Origin of the sequence: Polynucleobacter sp. JS-JIR-II-c23 (assembly GCF_035011225.1) — a bacterium.
Classification (GTDB): domain Bacteria; phylum Pseudomonadota; class Gammaproteobacteria; order Burkholderiales; family Burkholderiaceae; genus Polynucleobacter.
The window spans coordinates 1136447-1158931 of record NZ_JAYGQT010000001.1 but is presented as its reverse complement, the minus strand read 5'-3'; the positions used below and the strand labels follow the sequence as shown (position 1 = coordinate 1158931).

20 protein-coding genes and 1 tRNA gene are annotated in these 22485 nt (G+C 45.8%); 17 read left to right on the top strand and 4 right to left on the bottom strand.

What is annotated here, in order from left to right; genetic code table 11:
- Positions 1-18 precede the first annotated feature (18 nt).
- Genes tsaB through VC159_RS05890 form a run of 3 tightly spaced genes read left to right on the top strand, consistent with a single transcriptional unit; the run spans position 19 to position 1774 of the window.
- The gene (gene tsaB / locus VC159_RS05900; RefSeq protein WP_323473068.1) at positions 19-723 is read left to right on the top strand and encodes a tRNA (adenosine(37)-N6)-threonylcarbamoyltransferase complex dimerization subunit type 1 TsaB; all 705 of its coding nucleotides are present in this window, start codon (positions 19-21) and stop codon (positions 721-723) included.
- A complete protein-coding gene (gene rimI / locus VC159_RS05895; RefSeq protein WP_323473067.1) occupies positions 723-1253 on the top strand; it encodes a ribosomal protein S18-alanine N-acetyltransferase in 531 nt (176 codons plus the stop codon). Before tsaB ends, rimI begins: the two co-directional genes overlap by 1 nt.
- On the top strand, positions 1250-1774 hold the full coding sequence (locus VC159_RS05890; protein ID WP_323473066.1) for a hypothetical protein: 525 nt from the start codon (positions 1250-1252) through the stop codon (positions 1772-1774). Before rimI ends, VC159_RS05890 begins: the two co-directional genes overlap by 4 nt.
- Positions 1775-1791: 17 nt before the next feature.
- Here VC159_RS05890 and lplT read toward each other — a convergent pair whose 3' ends face one another.
- The gene (gene lplT, locus VC159_RS05885; RefSeq protein ID WP_323473065.1) at positions 1792-3111 is read right to left on the bottom strand and encodes a lysophospholipid transporter LplT; all 1320 of its coding nucleotides are present in this window, start codon (positions 3109-3111) and stop codon (positions 1792-1794) included.
- 74 nt (positions 3112-3185) lie between these two features.
- Here lplT and alr point away from each other — a divergent pair, with 74 nt between their 5' ends.
- Positions 3186-4277, top strand: coding sequence for an alanine racemase (gene alr, locus VC159_RS05880; protein ID WP_323473567.1), 1092 nt, complete (start codon positions 3186-3188; stop codon positions 4275-4277).
- A gap of 72 nt (positions 4278-4349) precedes the next feature.
- Here the strand turns inward: alr and VC159_RS05875 are convergent, their stop codons facing one another.
- A complete protein-coding gene (locus VC159_RS05875) occupies positions 4350-5237 on the bottom strand; it encodes an outer membrane protein assembly factor BamD (protein ID WP_323473064.1) in 888 nt (295 codons plus the stop codon).
- A gap of 20 nt (positions 5238-5257) precedes the next feature.
- Between VC159_RS05875 and VC159_RS05870 the strand changes: the two genes are divergently transcribed.
- The 7 genes from VC159_RS05870 to VC159_RS05840 all read left to right on the top strand — a co-directional run bounded on the left by VC159_RS05870 (position 5258) and on the right by VC159_RS05840 (position 12896).
- Positions 5258-6295: an RluA family pseudouridine synthase gene (locus VC159_RS05870; RefSeq protein WP_323473063.1), complete on the top strand. Its 1038-nt coding sequence runs from the start codon at positions 5258-5260 to the stop codon at positions 6293-6295.
- Positions 6295-7056, top strand: coding sequence for a peptidoglycan editing factor PgeF (gene pgeF / locus VC159_RS05865; RefSeq protein WP_323473062.1), 762 nt, complete (start codon positions 6295-6297; stop codon positions 7054-7056). Before VC159_RS05870 ends, pgeF begins: the two co-directional genes overlap by 1 nt.
- Positions 7057-7172: 116 nt before the next feature.
- The gene (phaC, locus tag VC159_RS05860; protein ID WP_323473061.1) at positions 7173-8807 is read left to right on the top strand and encodes a class I poly(R)-hydroxyalkanoic acid synthase; all 1635 of its coding nucleotides are present in this window, start codon (positions 7173-7175) and stop codon (positions 8805-8807) included.
- A 32-nt stretch (positions 8808-8839) separates the two neighbouring features.
- A complete protein-coding gene (locus tag VC159_RS05855) occupies positions 8840-9580 on the top strand; it encodes a 3-ketoacyl-ACP reductase (RefSeq protein WP_215360233.1) in 741 nt (246 codons plus the stop codon).
- Positions 9581-9708: 128 nt separating this feature from the next.
- Positions 9709-10269, top strand: a complete 561-nt coding sequence (phaR, locus tag VC159_RS05850) for a polyhydroxyalkanoate synthesis repressor PhaR (RefSeq protein ID WP_215322134.1) — start codon at positions 9709-9711, stop codon at positions 10267-10269.
- 2 nt (positions 10270-10271) lie between these two features.
- The gene (gene rimO / locus VC159_RS05845) at positions 10272-11630 is read left to right on the top strand and encodes a 30S ribosomal protein S12 methylthiotransferase RimO (RefSeq protein ID WP_323473060.1); all 1359 of its coding nucleotides are present in this window, start codon (positions 10272-10274) and stop codon (positions 11628-11630) included.
- A gap of 81 nt (positions 11631-11711) precedes the next feature.
- Positions 11712-12896: an acetyl-CoA C-acyltransferase family protein gene (locus VC159_RS05840; protein WP_215360237.1), complete on the top strand. Its 1185-nt coding sequence runs from the start codon at positions 11712-11714 to the stop codon at positions 12894-12896.
- Between the two features lie 42 nt (positions 12897-12938).
- Here the strand turns inward: VC159_RS05840 and serB are convergent, their stop codons facing one another.
- Positions 12939-13829 carry a phosphoserine phosphatase SerB gene (gene serB / locus VC159_RS05835; RefSeq protein WP_323473059.1) on the bottom strand — a complete coding sequence of 297 codons (891 nt, stop codon included), beginning with the start codon at positions 13827-13829 and terminating at the stop codon, positions 12939-12941.
- Positions 13830-13850: 21 nt separating this feature from the next.
- On the bottom strand, positions 13851-17393 hold the full coding sequence (gene mfd, locus VC159_RS05830) for a transcription-repair coupling factor (RefSeq protein WP_323473058.1): 3543 nt from the start codon (positions 17391-17393) through the stop codon (positions 13851-13853).
- A 23-nt stretch (positions 17394-17416) separates the two neighbouring features.
- On the opposite strand from mfd, the gene ispD reads away from it, so the two are divergent.
- The 6 genes from ispD (at position 17417) to clpX (ending at position 22303) form a co-directional block, all read left to right on the top strand.
- A complete protein-coding gene (ispD, locus tag VC159_RS05825) occupies positions 17417-18169 on the top strand; it encodes a 2-C-methyl-D-erythritol 4-phosphate cytidylyltransferase (RefSeq protein WP_323473057.1) in 753 nt (250 codons plus the stop codon).
- A gap of 10 nt (positions 18170-18179) precedes the next feature.
- Positions 18180-18683, top strand: coding sequence for a 2-C-methyl-D-erythritol 2,4-cyclodiphosphate synthase (ispF, locus tag VC159_RS05820; RefSeq protein WP_072582403.1), 504 nt, complete (start codon positions 18180-18182; stop codon positions 18681-18683).
- Between the two features lie 77 nt (positions 18684-18760).
- Positions 18761-18847, top strand: a tRNA-Leu gene (locus VC159_RS05815).
- Positions 18848-18903: 56 nt separating this feature from the next.
- The gene (tig, locus tag VC159_RS05810; protein WP_323473056.1) at positions 18904-20241 is read left to right on the top strand and encodes a trigger factor; all 1338 of its coding nucleotides are present in this window, start codon (positions 18904-18906) and stop codon (positions 20239-20241) included.
- A gap of 42 nt (positions 20242-20283) precedes the next feature.
- Positions 20284-20913, top strand: coding sequence for an ATP-dependent Clp endopeptidase proteolytic subunit ClpP (gene clpP, locus VC159_RS05805; protein WP_072582405.1), 630 nt, complete (start codon positions 20284-20286; stop codon positions 20911-20913).
- 28 nt (positions 20914-20941) lie between these two features.
- Positions 20942-22303 (top strand): ATP-dependent Clp protease ATP-binding subunit ClpX, encoded by a 1362-nt coding sequence (gene clpX, locus VC159_RS05800; RefSeq protein WP_072582406.1) that lies wholly within the window; start codon positions 20942-20944, stop codon positions 22301-22303.
- Positions 22304-22485: the final 182 nt, after the last annotated feature.

Below are 22485 nucleotides of genomic sequence, written 5' to 3'. Positions count from 1 at the left end.
TAGCAAACAGGATTTAAATTGGCAAATATATTGGCCATCGACACCTCTTCAGCGTGGTGTTCGGTGGCTTTATCTTTAGGTGATAAAGCACCAGAATTCAGGCATGAAGCTGTTTCGGCGGGTGCCAGCCAACTTCTATTGCCCTGGATTGAGTCACTACTCACTAATGCAAAACTGTCTTTAAAAGATCTTGATGCTATTGCTGTTGGTATTGGACCAGGCGCATTCACGGGAGTTAGATTGGGTGTAGCTGCAGTTCAAGGCCTCGCTATTTCAAACAATCTGCCAGTCATATCCGTATGCAGCTTGGATGCAATAGCTGCCCAAATTACCAGCACCGAGATTTATAAGAATACTAAGCCTCAACGATTCATGATTGCCATTGATGCGCGCATGGAAGAAATTTATTGGGCAAGTTATGAGTCTCAGGCTTATCAATTGCCAAAACGCATGAGCGATATCCACCTTACAAAGCCTGAAGATCTTAACTTTGATGGCGTGCAACTCTTAGCTGGTAGCGCTTTAAACGCTTACGGCAGCCGTTTGCCGATATTTAACGGCCCAAAGGATGCTGAGATCTCAATCTCTGCATTGGGAGTTTTAGAGTGCGCCAAACAATCGCTAAAAGAAGGTTTGCAGGTGGATGTGCGACTGCTTGAGCCAATGTATGTTCGTAATAAAGTAGCCTTTACTACAGCAGAGCGTGAAAAGGGAATGAAGTAATGTCTGATATTTCCACGGCAGGAGGTATTGCAGAGCTCTCGTTCATGCCAATGCAATCTGCAGACTTAGATGCGGTTCTCAAAATCGAGTCTGTCTCGCATATACATCCTTGGACAAAAGGTAATTTCTCGGATTCTTTAGCGGCTGGACACTGGGCTTATTGCATTCGGCCTCAGGTAGATCAATTGGTAAAGGGTTCGTATTTGGATCCAGCAGTGCTTTGGGCTTACTGCATCTTATTTCCTGCAGTAGATGAATTGCACCTGCTCAACATCACGGTATCACCCCATTTGCGTAAGCTTGGGCTAGGCCAAAGAATGATGGCTGCGATTGAGGGTGTGGCCGCGCAGCAAAAAATGCCTCGTATCATCCTGGAGGTAAGGCCAACTAATGCGGCTGCGGTAACGCTCTATCAAAAATTGGGTTACGAACAAATCGGTGTTCGTAAAAACTACTACCCAGCTAATCCAGAGACTGGATCTCGTGAAGATGCGCTTGTAATGGCTAAATCGATTAAGCTAGAGCTATGACCAATACACATTCAGCCTTCTTAAAAGAAATGGGCATCACCGAATGGACTTCCCGGGATGTTGTACAGGCGACAGCTTTAGTAACCGAACAGACCAACGCTCAAGCCTCTCCTGAAGTTGCACAGTCAACCCCAAGAGCCAGCCATGGAATGTGGTGGTTTTTTGGTAGCGAACCACAGGGCGATGCTCAAATCTTGTTCCAAAATATGATTCGTGTTTTGGGACTGGCTAAAAATGAGTGGGCTTGGAAAAATCCAAGTCAGAGCCTGAGTCAGTTGAGCGCCCCTGAAATGCCTGTTGTAGCGATTGCCTTCGGGGGACCTACTGCTCAAAAAATCACCGGTGAAAGAGATCCATTGCCGCAGTTACGCGAAACGGTTTTGGCTTTAAATACTGGCAATGAGGAAGAGATTCCAGTGATTGCTTCTTTTGAGCTAAATCAAGTGCTTGCAAAACCAAGTGATAAAGCGTTGCTCTGGCAGGATATGTTGTTAGCGAGATCTGTTCTGCAAAACAGTTGATGTGAGACTAAGCAAGCCTATTGCTTGTGTTCGCCGATCAGATGCATGGAGTCATACTCCGCTTGATTTCTGGCGTGGCGTTTGATGACTAGCCACATAATTAGACTAACAATCAAACCAAATCCGATGATTACAAATTGAACTGGTATATCCAGCCAGATCAGCAGAGAATAAACTAACAACATCACCAGAACAGAAATGTTCTCGTTAAAGTTCTGTACTGCAATGGAGTGGCCAGCAGACATCAGGACGTGACCGCGATGTTGCAACAAGGCATTCATTGGCACTACAAAGTAACCCGCCAACCAACCTACTAGAATTAATAAAAAATAAGCAGGCAATAAGTTCAGGGATATCTGAAACTTACCCACTGTAAGGATGCTTGTATTGGGGAGCATATCTGAGTTATAGACTGCCATGACGCAGACAACTAGGCCCATAGCAATGCCATAGGGCAATACGTTTAAGGATTTACGAAGCGGAATGCGCCAAGCCGCATAAACGGCGCCACCAGCAACACCTACGGCTGAGATGGCTTGTAAAATGGCGCCCTGGGATAGGTTCATATGCAAAGCAACTTGCGCCCATTTGATGACAATAAATTGCAGGGTTGCTCCAGCCCCCCAAAACAAGGTTGTTACCGCTAGGGAGATTTGACCTAAGCGATCATTCCAGAGCGTCTTAAAGCAAATGGCAAAGTCTTTGACCAATTCAATTGGATTGGTTTTCTGTGAAACGTAACGTGCGCCAGTATCGGGAATCTTTAGGTTAATGAGTGCGGCAACGACATAAATCATCATGATGATCAGAATTGCCGACTCTGCTGGCGTATCAATGCCAGTGTCAAATGTAGGCATGTCCAGGGCTAAGAGGCTTTGAGATACAGTACTGCTAATCAGTACGCCACCTAAAACGGTGCCCATAATGATGGAGCCTACCGTTAATCCCTCAATCCAGCCATTGGCAGCGACTAATTTTTCAGGGGGCAGAAGCTCGGTCAAAATTCCATATTTAGCTGGTGAGTAAGCGGCGGCACCAAGGCCAACGATGGCATAGGCCATCAAAGGGTGACTGCCAAACAGCATAGCCACGCACCCAACAAACTTAATGGTATTGGTGATAAACATGACATTACCCTTGGGCCGGGAGTCTGCAAAGGCTCCAACAAAGGCTGCCAGAAGAACGTAGGACAATACAAAGAACAATTTGAGCAGCGGCGTCATCCAGGCCGGAGCTTGAAGCTGGGCCAAGAGCGCAATAGCGGCAATTAGGAGAGCATTATCGGCAAGCGACGAAAAAAATTGCGCCGCCATAATGATGTAAAAGCTACGGTTCATTCGTACAATCTAGTCATTACTGCAATTAAAGCATGAAAGGAGGGGTGAAAATGGGTGATTCAGCTAACGGCCTGATTAATAGGCCAATTTTGGCATCTATTAATACTGCCGCCTTTCAGCATAATTTAAACCGAGTTCGGGAATTGGCGCCAGAATCCAAAATTTGGTCTGTCATTAAAGCTCGCGCCTATGGCCATTGTTTTGAGGCGGCATTAAAAGGGCTATCTTCTACAGATGGCTTTGCCTTGCTAGACATACAAGATGCCGCCTGGTTAAGGGAACACGGCTGGCAGGGGCGCATCCTCCTTTTAGAGGGTTTATTTCATGAAAATGAGCTAAGCCGAGCGGAAGATTTAGCATGCGACCTCGTGGTCCATTGTGATGCTCAAGTGGATTGGCTGGAGCGATTTAAAGGTAAAAACCACAAGCCTTTAAGTGTCTTTCTAAAGATGAATACCGGTATGAATCGCTTGGGATTTAAGCCCGAAATATATCGAACTGTTTTTCATCGCTTGCATGCAGCTGGTTATCACATGCACCACATGACCCATTTTGCCAATGCAGATCAAGTAGATCAGTTACCTTCAGTTGGCGGTCAACAAGAATTATTTAATGAAACGATTGCTGGTTTAGAAGGTGCAACATCACTAGCAAACTCTGCAGCTATTTTGTGGCATCGTAACGCCTTAGGTGATTGGGTGCGCCCAGGCATCATGCTCTATGGCGCATCACCAACAGGGCTGCATGCTGATATCGAGCATGCCAATCTCAGGGCGGTTATGCAACTTCATAGTGAAATTATTGATATTCAAGAACTTCAAAAAGGGGATCGCATTGGTTACGGCGGTCGTTATGAGGCACCTAATGCCATGCGTATCGGCATTGTGGCTTGTGGCTATGCAGATGGGTATCCACGTCATGCTAAAGATGGCACGCCGGTTTGGGTTGGCAATGGTGATCATGGGATCATTTGCCCTCTAGTGGGAAGAGTTTCTATGGACATGCTAGCGATTGATTTAAGCAATGCGCCAAATGCAGGCATCGGTAGCGTAGTTCAACTCTGGGGTGACAAAGTTCCAGTCGATGATGTGGCACAAATGAGTGGAACCATTGGTTATGAGTTGCTTTGTGCTGTCGCGCCTAGGGTTCCTGTTGAGATCCAGTAGATAAAGAAAATGCCAGGCCAGTAAATAAAAAATCCTCCATAGCGGAGGATTTTTTTTGAGAATGAAACAAGCTTACTTATTCCAGAACTGCCACCATCTGCGTTCTTTTTGAACGCGTTGACCGGTGATCATCATTTGGCTGTCTGGGAAGTTTAATTTGAAGACGCGGGCTGAATCATTGCTCAGATCAACCATACCAAGCTTCTCATAAGACTTGGTGAGTATGTAGAGCGCTTCTTCAACGGCAGGTGCACGATCATAATCACGAATAACTAGTTGCGCACGATTGGCTGCAGCCAGATAGGCGCCACGCTGATAGTAAAAGCGGGCAACGATAACGTCCGCCTCAGCAAGGGAGTTCACGATATAGCGCATACGATCTAATGCATCTGGAGCGTACTTACTATCTGGAAAACGTTCCACCACTACCTTGAATGACTCAAAGGCTTCTTTTGCGGCTTTAGGATCGCGCTCACTAAGATCCTGGCCAGTGAACTTACCAAGCCATCCCAAGTCATCATTAAAAGTAATGAGACCTTTTAAGTAATAGGCGTAATCAAGACTCGGACTACCTTGATGTAATTTAATAAAGCGATCAATCGCAACCAGTGCTTGAGTTTGCTCTTGCGCTTTCCAGTAGCAATAAGCAGAGTTAATTTGTGCTTGTTGAGAATAGGGTCCGAAAGGAAAGCGTGCCTCTAATTTTTCAAAGTACTTGCCGCACTTAGCAAAGTCAGCATCATTGAGTTTGTCAGTGGCTTCAGAATAGAGTTTTGCCTCTGACCAAATATCGGTGTCATCTTTACTGCCATCGCTACCTGCGCATCCCCCCAAAAGCATTAATGCGAACACGAAGGCTAAAAGCAGGGCAAAAGGAGTGTCACTTACATGGAAGCTCCTTTTTTGTGAGGAAGAATTCCCAGCAAGCCTTAAACTGGCGTCTGATATTACGTCGGACATAACTGAAAGGCTCTCTAAGCGTGGCATTGCCGCAAACTCCTGAATCGAATCCCATTGATTATATCGATGATGAGGATTTCATCTCCTTAGATATCCCTTTGGAGATGGCTGGCGAGCGCTTGGACAAGGTGCTAGCAGGGTCTTTACCTGATTATTCACGTAATCGCCTTAAAGCTTGGGTTGAGGCTGGGGCGGTTATGGTAGACGGAAAGGTTACTAAAGCCCGTTATTTGCTCCATGGCGGCGAGAGCGTTAAGGTCTTCCCGCAGGAAATGCCCGAGCAGTTTGCCTTCAACCCTGAAGATATTCCCCTGGATGTGGTCTACGAGGATGAGGACATCATTGTGGTCAATAAGCCGCCTGGCCTCGTGGTACACCCAGCAGCGGGAAATTGGTCCGGAACCCTGTTAAATGGTCTCTTATTTCATTATCCTGAGCTCAAGTCACTCCCCAGGGCGGGAATAGTGCACCGCTTGGATAAGGACACTTCAGGCCTGATGGTCGTGGCAAGAACATCGCATGCCCAAACCTCCCTGGTACGTCAACTTCAAGAAAGAACGGTAGGACGTCGCTATTTGGCTTGGGTGTGGGGTGATGCCCCTAGTCAAGGCAAAGTCCTAGCTTCGGTAGGGCGCGATCAGCGAGATCGCCTCAAGATGGCCGCAGGCAGTCCACAAGGAAAACCGGCGGCTACTTTATTTCGACGCTTGGCCAAAGGTTTGGTCGGAGAGGCTCCTGTTGCCTTGTTAGAGTGTCGCCTGGAAACGGGGCGTACGCATCAAATTCGCGTCCATCTAGAATCACTCGGCTTTCCGTTGGTGGGTGACCCGGTCTACCGCAAAAAAGCTCCGGGCGCGGCTAAAAATCTTTCATTTAATCGCCAGGCTTTACATGCCTTTGCTTTAAGTCTTCAACATCCAGTGAAGCATGAATTAATGACTTGGTTCCGCTTGCCACCACAGGATTTATTGGACTTATTACCGCAAGTTGGAATGAGTGACGAAGTTCTGCCGAAAGAATCTGTCGTGTTGGCCTCTATTGAAAATGAGTCACGCTGATGAGTTTGGTTGAGCCTCAATGGCCCGCCCCAAAGTCGGTGCACACACGAGTAAGCACAAGGTTGGGCGGGGTAAGTCAAGCCCCATATGATTCCTTAAACCTGGGTGATCACGTAGGGGACCGTATTGAAGATGTTTTAGCCAATAGGGCCATTTTTATCAAAGAGATGCCAGGCGAGCCTATCTGGTTAAAGCAGACTCACCAAACAATAGTCAGCATCCCGCAAAGTCGAGACTTAAGTCATGGAATGCCAATTGAGGCTGATGCCTCGGTCACTAACGTTCCTGAAGAGGTTTTGGTCATCATGACGGCAGATTGCTTGCCAGTGTTATTTACTAACTCCAAAGGAACTGCCGTTGGTGCTGCACATGCTGGCTGGAGGGGTCTTTGCGCTGGAATTCTGGAAAATACGATTACTGAGTTGCTCAAAATTTCTGATGGATCCACTGCGGCAGACTTCATGGCTTGGCTAGGACCAGCAATTGGACCTGAATCATTTGAGGTTGGGGAGGATGTTGTGAAGTCATTTCAAGACTCCGGCTTTCCTGTTCCAAAGAATGCATTCACAGAAATACCTCATAAACCTGGAAAGTTTCTGGCAGATATCTACCTGTTGGCACGAGCGCGTTTAGAGGCTTGTGGCGTAAAAATGATTTTCGGTGGCGAATACTGCACTGTTCGAGATCAGCACCAGTTTTTTTCTTACCGTCGTGATGGCGAGACTGGAAGATCTGCCTCAGCTATCTGGATTGAAAAATAGCTTGTGCACAAAAGCATGCGGGTTAGTACTAGCCTCTGCACCAAGCTAGGGTTATTGCGTATAACTCTATAGTGCTTAAGGGCGGAGAATGTCTCTAATTAATTGAAGAGACTACTATGTTTGCAGGCATGAATACCGGTGCAACACCATCTTTGGCACCGCATCATATGGCGCTCATTCCACCAGAGCGTTTATCTGAAATCCAGAAAGAATATTTCACGGAGTTGGCACACATTGCAACTAACCCTGAGGCGATTGAAGTCAAAGATCGCCGTTTTGCAGGGAAGGCTTGGCACTCTTCGTGGAGCAAAGTGATTGCTGCTACTTATTTGCTGAATTCCAAGCATCTCATGGAGTTAGCAAAAGCAGTTGAGACTGACGAAAAGTCAAAGCAGAAAATCCTCTTTACGACTGAGCAAATGATTGATGCTTTATCGCCATCAAACTTCATCGCTACTAATCCAGAAGTATTGGAAAGCATTATTAGCTCCCAAGGACAATCCATTCAAAAAGGGATTGTGAATTTGTTGGGAGATATGAAAAAAGGTAAGGTCTCTCAAACAGATGAATCTGCTTTTGAAGTGGGCAAAAATATTGCCACTACAGAAGGTCATGTGGTCTTTCGTAATGAATTATTCGAGTTAATTCAATACACACCATTAACAGAACAAGTATTTGAACGCCCTTATTTAATGGTGCCACCATGCATCAATAAGTATTACATTCTCGATTTACAGCCTGACAACTCTGTAGTGCGCCATATGGTGAGCCAAGGTCATACCGTGTTCTTGGTCTCCTGGAAGAACCCAGATGCTTCCATGGCTCAAGTGAGTTGGGACGATTACGTAGGCAAGGGCGTTATCAAAGCAATTGAAGTCGTAAAAGAAATCGGTGATACCAAGCAAATTAATATCTTGGGATTCTGCGTTGGTGGGACCTTAACAAGCTCTGCATTAGCCGTGCTGGCAGCCCGCGACGAGCACCCAGCAGCAAGCTTGACGCTCCTAACCACCTTATTGGATTTCACAGATACCGGAATTCTCGATGTCTTTATCGATGAAGGTATGGTGGAGATGCGCGAGAACTCTATTGGTGGTAAAGGTGGCAAGTACGGCATGATGTCAGGCCTTGATTTGGGCAACACCTTTTCATTCTTGCGACCCAATGATTTGGTATGGAACTACGTAGTGGAGAACTATCTCAAAGGCAACTCACCACCCCCATTTGATTTACTGTATTGGAACGGCGACTCCACCAATCTTCCTGGTGCAATGTACTGCTGGTATCTGCGCCACACTTATTTGCAAAATGATTTAGTCAAGCCTGGCAAAGTAAAAATTTGCGGTGAAAAAGTAGATCTCGGAAAAATCAATTGTCCTGCGTATTTATATGCATCCCAAGAAGATCACATTGTTCCCTGGAGGTCTGCTTACGAATCGACTCATCTTCTTAAAGGTAAAAATCGTTTCGTATTGGGCGCTTCTGGACATATTGCCGGAGTGATCAATCCTCCTGCAAAAAATAAGCGTTATTACTTTGAAAATAACGAGATTGCCCCAACAGCCCAGGAGTGGTTAGAGGGTGCAAAACAAATACCAGGCAGTTGGTGGCCTGATTACACCAAATGGCTTGAGCAATTTGGTGGTGCAAAGAAAGCAGCAAGCACTACTTTTGGAAATACAAAATACAAAAAAATGGAAGCAGCACCTGGTGTGTATGTAAAAGAAAAAGCAACACCGGAACTCAACTAATAATTAACGAATGTTTTAAAAAGGGGAAAGTAATGTCTCAAAAAGTCGCATATGTAACTGGTGGTATGGGTGGTATTGGTACCGCTATCTGTCAACGTCTGGCTAAAGATGGCTTTAAAGTGATCGCTGGCTGCGGCCCAAATTCTCCGCGTAAAGATCGCTGGATTGGTGAGCAAAAAGCCTTGGGTTATGACTTTATCGCCTCTGAGGGTAATGTTTCCGATTGGGATAGTACTGTTGCAGCCTTTGAAAAGGTTAAGGCTGAAGTGGGTCGCGTAGACGTATTGGTAAATAACGCCGGCATTACCCGTGACAGCGTTTTCCGCAAAATGACCCCAGACGCATGGAAAGCCGTGATTGACACTAATCTGAACTCCTTGTTTAACGTTACCAAACAAGTGATTGATGGTATGGTTGAAAACAACTGGGGCCGGATTATTAATATTTCTTCTGTAAACGGTCAAAAAGGTCAGTTTGGCCAGGCGAACTATTCGACTGCAAAGGCAGGTCTGCACGGCTTTACTATGGCTCTAGCTCAAGAGGTTGCCACTAAGGGCGTTACTGTAAATACAGTATCCCCTGGTTATATCGGCACTGATATGGTTAAAGCCATCCGCGAAGACGTCCTGGAAAAGATTGTTTCTGGCATTCCAGTCAAGCGCTTGGGCACTCCGGAAGAGATTGCCTCTATCTGCTGCTGGATCGCTTCTGACGATGGTGGCTATGCTACAGGTGCAGACTTCTCCTTAAACGGGGGTATCCACACTGGTTAATATTGCATTGCAACAATTAATTCAGTATTTGCAGTATGTGCAGTACGCAACACAGCGTATTTACCTTTTGGTCAACTTAAGGCTAAACTACGCTGATGTTGCGATGCAGTAAATAGTAAGGAAAATACATGGTTACCCGCGCTAAACGAGCTGGCGAAGATCGGCTCATCAAGAAGTATCCGAATCGTCGTCTCTACGACACCCAGACAAGTACATATGTCACGCTATCTGACATCAAAAACTTGGTTATGGCTAATGAAGTATTTAAAGTAGTTGATGCCAAAACTGAAGAAGATTTAACGCGCAATATATTGCTGCAAATTATTCTTGAGGAAGAGGCTGGTGGCGCACCAGTATTTTCATCACAAATGCTTTCGCAAATCATTCGCTTTTATGGAAACTCCATGCAGGGTTTGATGGGTAACTATCTTGAGAAGACCATGCAATCATTTGTGGACATTCACAATAAGCTTGGCGATCAAACGAAGGGTCTCGGTGCTGGCAGTACACCAGAGGCATGGTCACAAATGATGAATCTCCAAAACCCGCTGATGCAAGGCTTGATGGGTAACTACATGGAGCAAAGTAAAGATCTCTTTATCAAAATGCAAGAACAGGTGCAGGGTTCTCAAAATATTTTTGGAAACTTTCCATTTACCCCTCAGCCCAATAAAACTGAAAAAGAATAGTTGTGGCTGGGAAAATTGGATTTGTATCCTTAGGATGCCCTAAGGCGCTTGTAGACTCTGAACTAATCCTGACGCAATTGAGCGCTGAGGGATATGAGACCGCCAAGGATTACTCTGGCGCCGATCTTGTAGTTGTGAATACCTGTGGCTTTATCGACTCCGCCGTAGAAGAGAGTCTTTCGGCTATTGGCGAGGCTCTTGCTGAAAATGGCAAAGTCATTGTGACTGGATGTCTAGGCGCCAGAAAAAATGCCGACGGTAGTGATCTTATCTCGAGCATTCATCCTAAAGTCCTCGCTGTTACTGGGCCTCATGCTACCGATGAGGTAATGCAAGCCATTCATTTGCATCTACCTAAGCCGCATGACCCTTTCACGGATTTAGTTCCTCCAACTGGCGTCAAGCTAACTCCTAAGCATTACGCCTACCTCAAAATTAGTGAAGGTTGTAACCATCGCTGTACTTTCTGCATCATTCCCAATATGCGTGGTGATTTAGTTTCACGGCCGATTGGTGAGGTGTTGCTTGAAGCAAAAAGATTATTTGAGTCTGGCGTAAAAGAGTTGCTAGTTGTTTCTCAGGATACAAGTGCCTATGGTGTTGATATTCAATATCGCACTGGCTTTTGGGATGGCAAACCAGTCAAAACCAAAATGTTTGATTTGGTCAATTCGTTAAATCAAATTGCGCGTGAACATCAGGCCTGGGTCAGATTGCATTACGTTTATCCATATCCACATGTGGATGATGTTTTGCCTTTGATGGCGGAGTTCTCAGAGCATGGTTATGGTGTTCTTCCGTATTTAGATATTCCACTGCAGCATTCGCACCCTGACGTTCTTAAGCGTATGAAGCGTCCAGCGAGTGGTGAGAAGAATTTGGAGCGTATCTTAGCGTGGCGCGAAGCTTGTCCTGATTTGGTTATTCGCAGTACCTTTATTGCAGGCTTTCCTGGAGAAACTGAAGAAGAGTTTGCACACCTTCTCAATTTCTTGGATGAGGCGCAAATTGATCGCGCTGGCTGTTTTGCCTACTCACCCGTTGAAGGGGCTACAGCAAACCAATTGGATAACCCAATTCCTTCTGAAATTAGAGAAGAGCGGCGTGCCAGGTTTATGGCTAAAGCCGAAGATATTTCCATAAAACGGCTTGCAAAAAAAATAGGCAAGCGTATTCAGGTCATCATTGATCGGGTAGATGAGTCTGGCGGAATTGGCAGAACGATTGGCGATGCCCCAGAAATTGATGGTCTAGTGAGGGTTTTGCCTCCTAGCAAGCCCTCTAAGCGCTATCGAGCCGGTGAAATCATCAAGGCTACCGTCATAAGCTCCCAAGGGCATGACCTAATAGCCGAAACTTGACGAATGCAATAAAACTGTTAGTTGGATTACTTATTTAGTACAAAGTCAGCCCAATAATTGGGCTTAGCAAAGGGGATTGATATGAGTCGTGATGTCGTTGTCTTAAGTGCAGTTCGTTCCGCAATTGGTACCTTTAATGGCGCTCTGAGTAGTTTTGAGCCTTCCGAGCTCGGCGGTATCGTGATGAAAGAGGCGGTAGCACGTTCAGGCGTAGATCCTGCTTTGATTAATTACATCACTGTGGGTAACACTATTCCTACAGATAGTCGCTATGGCTATGTCGCCCGTGTCGCATCGATCCAGGCTGGCCTGCCAATGGAATCAGTGGCAATGGCATTAAATCGTTTGTGCAGCTCTGGCTTGCAAGCAATTGTTACAACCGCACAGCAAATTATGTTGGGCGATTGTGACTATGGCATTGGTGGTGGCGTGGAAGTAATGTCCCGTGGCATGTATGGCTCTCCAGCGATGCGCAGTGGTGCACGCATGGGCGATACCAAAATGATCGACTTGATGGTTGGTATTTTGACTGACCCATTTGGTGTTGGTCATATGGGCGTTACAGCAGAAAATCTTGTTGAAAAATGGAAGTTAACACGTGATGAGCAAGATGCTCTAGCCGTTGAATCGCATCGTCGTGCCGCCAATGCAATTAAAGAAGGTCGCTTTAAATCTCAGATCGTGCCAATCACTATTAAAACTCGTAAGGGTGATGTAGTGTTTGATACCGACGAGCATGTGAAGCCTGAAACTACGATGGAAACGCTTGCCAAGATGAAGGCAGTGTTCAAAAAAGAGGGTGGTTCCGTAACGGCTGGTAATGCATCAGGCATTAATGATGGTGCCGCATTCTTTGTATTGGCGGATGCTGAAACAGCAAAGAAAGCTGGTCATAAGCCTATCGCTCGCTTGGTGTCTTATGCAGTTGCTGGTGTTCCAAACCACATCATGGGTGAAGGCCCAATTCCTGCAACCAAAATTGCGCTTGAACGTGCTGGCTTGAAATTAGATCAAATGGATGTGATCGAATCTAATGAAGCCTTCGCAGCACAAGCATTAGCGGTTACTAAGGGCTTAGGTTTAGATCCAGCCAAGACTAACGTCAACGGTGGTGCAATCGCTTTGGGTCATCCAATTGGCTGTTCTGGCGCAGCGATTGCTACTAAGGCAATCCATGAGTTACACCGCGTTCAAGGTAAATATGCTTTGGTAACAATGTGTATTGGTGGTGGTCAAGGTATTGCTACTATTTTTGAGCGTCTATAAACATAGACGCATAACTATTACCCTGATCTCTTGGGTACAAGCCTAAGAGATCAGTAGTAAAGCAGCATCTAAGCCGACTCGGTCAAAAGCCGCATCGGCTTTTTCTTTGACAACGGGCTTTGCTTTGTAGGCAACGCTGATGCCAGAGCCATTCATCATCATCAGATCGTTGGCACCATCACCCATGGTGATGGCATTCGCTTTTGTGCAGCTAAGGCGAGCACAAGCTTCGTCTAGATGGGCGGCCTTCGCTGCGCCATCGACAATGTCGCCAAGAACCTTGCCGGTAAGCTTGCCATCGACAATCTCCAGTGTATTAGCCTGAGTTTGCTTAAAACCTAATTGCTCACGTAACTTTTCAGTAAAGAAAGTAAACCCGCCCGAGACAAGCAGGGTGTACAAGCCACGTTCATGAGCCCCGGCTAAAAGCTCTGCTGCTCCAGGGTTAGGGTTTAAGCGTTCTCTGTAAACGGATTCGAGTGCATCAGCATGTACACCTTCTAAAAGTGCAACACGCCTTCTTAGGCTTTCTTTAAAGTCTTTGATTTCACCACGCATAGTAGCTTCGGTAATTTCAGCTACAGCGGACTTCTTGCCTGTGAAATCAGCAATCTCATCAATGCATTCAATATTAATCAAGGTTGAATCCATATCCATTGCTAGTACACGGATATCTTGTGGCAATAGATCTGGCCTTAGAAAGCATAGGTCGGCATTAAAGCTTGCTGCAATAGTACGTAGTTGCTCCCGTTGAACTGTATCCAGGTGGGCGTTTGCTTCAAAACGCTCGGAGTAGTAGCTTCCATTGCTAATTTGACCGCCGTTAGAGTGTAATGATATGCCCAGCTTTAAGGCTTGATCCTTTAATGAAAAGATCAGCTTCTCGGCAATAGGCTCTCTAGACAGGGCAACAAGAACTTGGTAATTAGGCATGGCTCAATAATAATCGGATTATTAACTTACTTTTGCAGAGCTCAATACTGCTGATTCGTTGAGGCGTCGCAAGATATTGCGTATAGCGTCAAGGCGTTGTTCTAACTTCTCAAATTCACGATCTTTTTGAGGAAGTACCTTAAGCTTATCTTGGCCATTAAGTTGAATATGCTTAGAGGACTGGATAAGTTGAATGATCTTCATCGGGTCAATCGGTGGATTTGGGATGAATTGAATCTGTATAGATGCAGGCGTAGCATCAATCTTTTTAATTCCAAAACCGGTCATCTCTAAACGTAGACGGTGAGTCTCATAAAACGATTTAGCTTGATCGGGAAGGTCGCCGAAACGATCGACCAATTCTTCACGCAATCCCATCAGTTCTGAGAAATCATTCGTGCCAGCAAAACGCTTATATAAGGATAGACGCTCGTGAACGTCGGGGCAGTAGTCTTCCGGAAATAGAGCGGGAACGCCGAGATTTACATCGGTGGTTGCTTGCAATGGTGAGAGTAAATCAGGCTCCTTTCCACTGCGCAGGGACTTAACGGCACGATTGAGCATCTCGGTATACAACTGGAAGCCAATCTCATGAATTTCACCGGATTGTTTGTCCCCTAGTACCTCACCAGCCCCCCGAATTTCTAGATCATGCATAGCTAAATAGAAGCCAGAGCCAAGCTCTTCCATGGCTTGAATGGCATTAAGACGCAACTGCGCTTGCTTGCTAAGTGCCTCAGGATCCGGCACTAGCAAATAAGCATAAGCCTGGTGATGTGAGCGGCCAACGCGACCACGCAGTTGGTGTAATTGAGCTAAACCAAACTTATCTGCGCGGTGCATGATGATGGTGTTCGCTGTGGGTACGTCAATACCAGTCTCAATAATCGTAGTACACAGCAATATATTGGTACGCTGGGTAACAAATTCACGCATGACAGATTCCAGCTCGCGTTCATGCATCTGTCCGTGCGCAACACTAATACGTGCCTCCGGAATCAGCTCTTGTAAAGCATGCTTGCGATTCTGAATCGTTTCAACTTCGTTATGCAGGAAGTAGACCTGGCCGCCACGTTTAATTTCACGAAGCACGGCCTCACGAATAACGCCATCTCCTTCGCGACGAACAAAGGTCTTAATTGCCAGACGTTTCTGAGGGGCAGTGGCAATAATAGAAAACTCACGCAATCCTTCCATAGCCATGCCCAAGGTTCTTGGGATGGGTGTAGCAGTTAGAGTCAGAATATCGACTTCAGCACGCAATGCCTTAAGAGCATCTTTTTGCCGTACTCCAAAGCGATGTTCCTCGTCCACAATCACTAGTCCAAGATTGGCAAATTGCGTCTCCTTAGAGAGTAATTTATGCGTGCCAATAATGATGTCTGCATCACCTTTGGCAATAGCCTCTAGGGCTGTATTAATTTCCTTGGTTGTTTTAAAGCGTGACAATTCCACAATGCGGACAGGCCAATCGGCAAAGCGATCTTTCCAGGTGGCCACATGTTGTTCGGCTAGTAGGGTGGTTGGCGCCAAAATAGCGACTTGTTTGCCGCCCATGACTGCAACAAAGCTTGCTCGTAGCGCTACTTCGGTCTTCCCAAAGCCAACATCTCCGCAGACTAAGCGGTCCATTGGCGTGCCGCTCGTCATATCACCAATAACGGCTGCAATAGCATTGGCTTGGTCTGGAGTTTCCTCAAAGCCAAAGCTTTCTGCAAAAGCAGCATAGTCATGGGCTGAGAATTCAAAAGCATGACCCTTGCGTATCGCTCTAGCCGCATAGAGACCTAATAGCTCTGCTGCGGTATCTCGAATTTGTTGGGCGGCCTTGCGTTTGGCCTTATCCCATTGGCCCGAACCTAATTGATGCAGTGGAGCTGAATCAGGGTCAGAGCCTGCATAACGTGTGACCATTTGTAATTGCTGAACAGGAACATACAAAGTTGCCTGTCCTGAATATTGCAAATGCAAAAACTCTTCAAAAATTGGCGCCTCTTTAGGCGGAGCTAAATTCAGAAGCACTAATCCCTGGTAGCGACCAATGCCATGTTCAGCATGAACTACGGGATCGCCGATCTTTAGCTCAGACAGATCCTTAAAGAGCATGTCAGGATCAGCATTCTCATTACTTTTACCTTTACGCCTCTGTCGTGCTGTTGTAGTAAATAACTCTGCCTCGGTAATAACGAGGAGATTTTCAGCTGGCCATGAAAATCCATTAAAGAGAGGTGCAGCGACCAATCCAAATAATGATTCGCTTTTAATAAACTCGGCAATGCTGTCAAAGCTCTCTGGCTTTAGCGGATAGAGTGGTTTGCCATCCAATCCGGCGACCGAATTACTTTCATCAAAGAGCTGTCGAATCGATTCTTTACGACCTGCACTATCGCTGCAGACTAATACGCGAACCTTTTCAGATGACACTACTTTTCTAAGAAGATTTATCGGATCAGTATCGCGGCGATGGACTGCAATATCTGGTACGGCTAAGAATTGACTTTTCTCAGCGCCGTCTTTCTCAAGTGTTAGACGTGCATACGATTTAGAAGTAGTGAAAAATTCGTCGATATCCAGAAATAATTCTTTTGGAGGAAGAATGGGGCGATCAAGATCGTGCTTGAGGAACTCATAACGAGAAAGCGTGTCCTTCCAAAACCCTTTGATAGTTTCTTCAACATCACCAATACTGACAAGCCATACAGGGTCACCTGAGCGCGGAAAGTAATCAAAAAGGTTGGATTTCTCTTCAAAGAAGAGAGGTAGGTAGGATTCAATACCTGCACTAGGTATGCCTAGGTTGGCATCTTTGTAAATAGAGCAGCGACTCGGATCACCCTCAAATACTTCTCTCCAGCGGCCTCTAAAAGCAGTGCGTGAAGCATCATCAAATGGAAATTCATGGCCAGGAAGAAGGCGGACTTCCTTGACGGGGTATAGGCTTCGTTGCGTATCCGGATCAAACGCCCGAATCTGTTCAATTTCATCACCAAAGAGATCCAATCGGTATGGCAGATTTGATCCCATAGGAAATAAATCAAACAAGCCACCCCGAATACTATATTCACCGGGACGTATTACAGCGCTCACAGGATCATAGCCAGCTTGTTGCAGTTGCAGCTTTAGTGCAGCTTCATTCAGTTTGTCACCTTGCCGAAAGAAAAAAGTATGGCCAGATAAAAAGTTCGGCGGCCCCAATCTTTGCAAAGCAGTTGTCACTGGAACTAAAACAATATCGCAACTACCATTCAGTAATTCATACAGAGTGGCGAGTCGTTCTGAAACCAAATCTTGATGCGGTGAAAAATGGTCATAAGGAAGAATTTCCCAATCAGGCAAAAGTCTGGTTTTTAGCTGCGGAGCAAAAGCGGGGATTTCTTCCAGAAGCCTCTGCGCTTCCTGGGCTTGAGCACAAAAAATGACCATCACTGAAAACTGATCACGGTAGCGCAGGGCGGTTTGAGCGATTAAAGCGGCATCTGCCGAGCCCACCAGCCCTGAAAAGGTAAAGCGCTGCCCAGCCCGCGGAGCAGGTATAGGGGGTGCTAGATTTAATGCATCAGACATCTGCGCTCATTATAGAATCAGGTATGCACCCTGGAAATCATTCCATTAAGAAATGCCATGCCCTTTTGCCAACAGCAGGTACTGGCTCGCGCCTAGGTGGCGAGTTGCCTAAGCAGTTTCAGCAGCTAGCCGGCAAACCCATGGTCTCTTATGCGCTAGAAGCCTTTAAGGGATCTCCGCTGATCCAGTCTATTTGGATTGGTGTCAGCCCTGGCTTTATCGAGAACCCCATCTTAGGAACTATCGCTAACACTGGGGCCGATATACATGTTGTAGCAACCGGTGGACCAACTCGACAAGAAACAGTCCGAAATACTCTAGCTGCAATGCTAAAGGCAGGCATTCCTGAGGATGACTGGATACTGGTTCATGATGCAGCTAGACCAGGTATCACCCCGGCATTAATTGAGAAACTCATTCACTCAGTACAGGCATCTAATAGTGGTGGCATCCTAGCTGTTCCCTTGGCTGATACCTTAAAACAGGCTGATCTAGATTCAGTGATTGCTGGAAACATCCCGCACTCAGAGAGAACTATTCCGCGCGAGCATCTCTGGCAAGCGCAAACGCCACAGATGTTTGGATTAAAACAATTGCATGATGCCCTTCAAGATGCTATCCGCCTTGAGGCTGACGTTACTGATGAGGCTAGCGCAATCGAGTTAACTGGGGCAAAACCTTTATTGATTGAAGGTGCCGCTCGTAACTTTAAGGTTACGCATCCTGCCGATTGGGAGTTAATGCAATTGCTGTTAAGTTCCCGCGCCAAACAATGAGAAACCCAATATGACTCAAAGCAATCCCCATATTCCGCAATTTCGTATTGGCCAAGGTTACGACGTACATGCATTGGTAGCGGACCGAAAATTGATTCTGGGTGGAGTTCATGTGCCCTTTGAAAAGGGTTTATTGGGTCACTCGGATGCAGATGCCTTATTGCACGCCTTAACAGATGCATTATTGGGCGCTGCAGGTTTAAATGATATTGGGCAGTTATTTCCGGATACAGATCCTCAATTTAAGGATATGGACAGTCGAATCTTGCTTAGAGCGGCCTTGCAAAAGATCCAGGCAGCGGGATTTCAGATTGGTAACGTTGATGCCACCATTATTTGCCAAAAGCCAAAATTGGCGGATTTTTTGCCAGAAATGGTCCGCAATATTGCTTCAGATTTGGCTGTGACCCCTAGTCACGTCAATCTTAAGGCTAAGACAAATGAATCCCTGGGCCATTTAGGCAGAGGCGAGGGCATTGCCGTCCATGCCGTTGCTTTGCTCTACAAGGCCTAAAAGATCCTCTAAAACCCTAGGCATTGTAGAATTACGGTCTTTAGAGTGAAGTCTAGGCTTGGCAGTTTGCGGATATCGCGAGGATGGCGAAATTGGTAGACGCACCAGGTTTAGGTCCTGACGCCAGAAATGGTGTGGGGGTTCGAGTCCCCCTCCTCGCACCACAAGATTGCTACTTGGCTTGGACTTCACATTTCCAGATTTCAATTAAGAGACGAGAATGGCTGTGCAGATAGAAAATTTAGGTTCACTAGACCGCAAAATGACTTTGGAATTCGCTCGTGCCGATTTGGCAAAAGCGCGTGAAGCCCGTTTGGCTAAAGTTGGTAAGACCATGAAAATGGCCGGCTTCCGCCCAGGCAAGGTACCAAAGAACCTCGTTGAAAAACAGCATGGCATGCAAGTGGATTTTGAACTCCAATTTGATAAAGCTGCTGAACTCTTTTATGACCAAGCTCAAAAAGAAGGTGTTGCTTTAGCTGGTCAACCACGCCTTGAGCCAAAGAGTGAAATTGATGCTGACAAGATTGTTTTTGATGCTTTCTTTGAAGTTTTGCCAGAAGTAAAAATTGGCGACTTTAGCAAGGCAGAAGTTACCAAACACACAACCGATATTGGCGAGGCAGAAATTGACCGCGCCTTAGATGTGCTGCGTAAGCAGCAGGTTCATTACCACCCACGCGGTGAAGCTGGTGCCCATGGCGACGGCGGCTCTAATGTTGCTGCACAAAGCGGTGACCAAGTGGTGATTGATTTTGTTGGCAAGATTGATGGCGTTGAGTTTGCTGGTGGTAAAGCAGAAAACTTTGAATACGTACTGGGCGAAGGGCGCATGCTGCCTGAGTTCGAAGCTGCAACATTGGGCCTTAAAGCAGGCGAGAGCAAATCTTTCCCATTAAGTTTCCCTGCTGATTACCATGGCAAAGACGTTGCAGGCAAAACAGCAGAGTTCACTATTACTGTGAAGTCAGTCAATTGGCCGCATCTACCAGCTGTTGATGATGCATTTGCATTGTCTTTAGGTGTTACTGAAGGCGGCGTTGCGAAAATGCGTGCTGAAGTAAAAGAAAATTTAGATCGCGAAGTAAAGCGTCGCATTACTTCTTTGCTCAAGAATGAAGTAATGGATAAGCTCAATAGCTTGTGCGAACTTGATGTTCCTAAGTCTTTGGTTGCCTCCGAGCAAGAGCGCTTAGTTGAAGGCGCCCGTCAAGACTTAATGCAGCGCGGTGTTCCGAATGCTAAAGACGCTCCTATCCCTGCTGAAATTTTCGCTGAGCAAGCTACCAAGCGTGTTCGTCTTGGCTTGATCCTGAGCGAGTTGGTTAAAAAGCAAAACTTGGCTGCTACCGCAGACCAAATTAAAGCCGAAATTGACGAGCAAGCTGCTACATACGAAGATCCAAAAGAAGTGGTGCGTTGGTTCTACAGCAATCCGAGTCGCTTGAAGGATATTGAAAACCTCGTGCTTGAAGATAACGTGATTAAGTATTTCACATCCCAAGCCAAGGTAATTGATAAAGCAGTTACCTTCGAAGAACTCAGCAAGCTAAACTAAGTTAACTACTAAGTCATCCATTTACCCACAAGAGGTTTCGAAATGATCTACAACCATTCTCAGTCTGAAAATCTAGAACCAAAAGGCTTGGGCTTGGTTCCAATGGTAATTGAAACCTCTGGTAGAGGTGAACGTGCTTACGATATCTACTCTAGATTATTGCGTGAGCGTGTAGTCTTTTTGGTTGGCGAAGTAAACGACCAAACTGCTAATTTGGTAATCGCGCAATTGCTGTTCCTTGAGAGTGAAAATCCAGATAAAGAAATTTCTCTGTATATCAACTCTCCAGGTGGTTCAGTTTCTGCAGGATTGGCTATCTACGACACAATGCAATTCATCAAACCGCATGTCAGTACATTGTGTATGGGCATGGCAGCAAGTATGGGCGCATTCTTATTGTGTGCTGGTGAAAAAGGTAAGCGCTATGCTTTGCCAAATTCACGCGTCATGATTCATCAGCCATTAGGTGGTGCACGCGGTCAAGCATCTGACATTGAGATTCAAGCTCGTGAGATTTTGTATTTGCGTGAGCGCTTGAACAAAATTTTGGCAGACCGCACCGGCCAATCAATCGAAACGATTGCCAAGGATACTGATCGCGACAACTTTATGTCTGCTGAGCAAGCCCGTGATTATGGTTTGATCGATAAGGTTATCGAGAAGCGTCCTTAATCTTTCATAGAAATATACAGAGTCCATTTTGAGCGATACCAACACTACGAATTCAGCAGACAAAGTTCTGTATTGCTCTTTTTGCGGCAAGAGCCAGCATGAAGTTAAAAAACTTATTGCCGGGCCATCTGTTTTTATTTGCGATGAGTGCATTGATCTTTGCACAGACATTATTCAAGAAGAAATTGCCAAGCTACCTAAAGAAGATGGTGATGACTCTCTACCAACACCACATCAGATTCGTGAAAACTTAGACCAATACGTTATTGGTCAAGATCATGCCAAGAAAACATTGGCAGTTGCCGTATACAACCACTACAAGCGCCTACAGTATTTGCCTAAGCCTAAAAAAGAGAAACTAGATAAGGATGGCAAGCCAGTAGAGGGCGCAGAAAAGAAAGAGTCTAAGCTCCCTGCTAAAGCAATGGTTGATGGTGTAGAGCTTGCAAAGAGTAATATTTTGTTGATTGGGCCTACTGGCTCAGGTAAAACATTATTAGCCCAGACTTTGGCGCGCATGTTAGATGTGCCATTTGTGATGGCTGATGCAACCACCTTAACTGAGGCAGGTTATGTTGGCGAAGACGTTGAAAACATCATCCAAAAATTATTACAAGCTTGCGACTACAACGTAGAAAAAGCGCAGCGCGGCATTGTCTATATTGATGAGATCGATAAGATTTCACGCAAGTCAGATAACCCGTCTATTACCCGCGATGTATCGGGAGAAGGTGTTCAGCAAGCTCTGTTAAAGCTGGTTGAGGGCACGATGGCTTCTGTGCCGCCGCAAGGTGGGCGTAAGCATCCTAATCAAGATTTCTTGCAAGTAGATACAACGAATATTTTGTTTATTTGTGGCGGTGCATTTGATGGCCTTGAAAAAGTCATTCAGCAGCGTACCGCTAAAACAGGCATTGGATTCAATGCGACTGTTCCTGGTAAAGATGACCGCGGTGTCAGTGACCTCTTGATTGAAGTTGAGCCAGAAGATCTGATTAAGTTTGGCTTGATTCCAGAGTTAATTGGACGCTTGCCCGTTGTTGCGACTTTGGCTCAATTGGATGAAGAGGCTTTAATTCAGATTCTGACCGAACCTAAAAATGCCTTAGTTAAGCAATATCAGGCACTTTTGACTATGGAGGGCTCTGAGCTCGAAGTACGTCGCGAGGCACTATCAGCTATTGCCAAGAAGGCAATCGCCCGCAAAACTGGCGCTCGTGGCCTGAGATCCATTCTTGAAGGTTCTTTGATGGATGTCATGTATGACCTGCCATCCCTGAAGAATGTCCAGAAAGTGGTTATCGACGAAAGTAGCATTGCTGAGGGCGGAAAACCGCTTTTGGTCTATAAACAGGATGCCGAACTAGCAGATTTAAGCAAAAAAGCTTAAATTCCTAGGGTTTTCGCTATTTTTTGGGCATTTTTGCCCCTTTTTTGTCTATTTACCCCTTGTTTTTCTCTAAAGCCTACCCATATAGGTAGTATGCTACTCATGAATAATGTCTCTATTTAGTGGTTGTTCATTCAATTGCTACTAAACAAGACTTTTGAGGTTTGATTACTTTGGAGGAT